This window comes from Pseudomonas sp. EL_65y_Pfl1_R83 (assembly GCF_963970695.1).
Classification (GTDB): Bacteria; Pseudomonadota; Gammaproteobacteria; order Pseudomonadales; family Pseudomonadaceae; genus Aquipseudomonas; species Aquipseudomonas tritici.
Genome location: NZ_CAXAQI010000069.1, coordinates 1 through 798 on the forward strand (window position 1 = coordinate 1; position 798 = coordinate 798).

General features: G+C 65.7%; 1 protein-coding gene. It reads right to left on the reverse strand.

What is annotated here, in order from left to right; translation table 11 throughout:
* A partial coding sequence (locus AACY08_RS27640; protein WP_339472285.1) for a hypothetical protein occupies positions 1 to 798 on the reverse strand: 798 nt, incomplete at both ends.

A 798-nucleotide genomic window follows, 5' to 3' on the forward strand; every position in this document is an offset into this window, starting at 1 on the left:
TTGCCGACGATTTTGAGGGCTTGGTCGGGGGGCGGCAAGCGATCGCGCGGGATGTAGCTGCCCGCCGCGGCAACTTCATATTCGGTCACCGACCAGGATGCCTTCGCTTTGGTGTCGAGCAGCGCCGAGAGCGTGTCGGGCTCGACCATCAGGCCGCGACCGGCATCCTGATAGGCGATGAGATAGCGATCGGTGGTGCCAACCGGGCGATACACCCCGCTGCTGCCCATGCCGATCGAGGCGGCGAGGTCGCGGCACCAGGTCACGGGCGGTGGCGGAGGTTCATCCTTCGCCATCTTCTGCTTCTCGTCGGTCGATGCGCTCGACAGCAAGGCACCGAACAGCAGCGCACTGCCCATCGCCTTGCTACGGTTGATCGGTTTCGCGTCGCCCGACAGCGCGAGCGCGGACGTACAATCTGCGACCGGCACGGCGGCGGGCTGTGGCGCGATCTTCTGCGGCCAGCCGAGCGCCGCGACGACCGCGCGGATATGCGTTTCCAATGTCGCGCCGTCCAAGGTCTTCGACGAATAGCGCACCGACACGTACCAGTCGGCCCCCAATGGCATGAAGGCGATTGCCGTGCTGCGATACGGGCCCTTGCTGACGCTGTAACTGTCGATCAAGCCGCTGGCAGTGCCCTGGCCGGGCGGCGTGAACGCGGTCGGGGTGTGCAGCGGCACCAGCCCGCCATAGATGTCGCGGTGGCTTGCGACCCAGTCGATCCGGTCGAACCACAGCGGCACCGATCCGCTGACATTGCGGAACACATAGACCGTCAGCGTATCGCTATTGCTG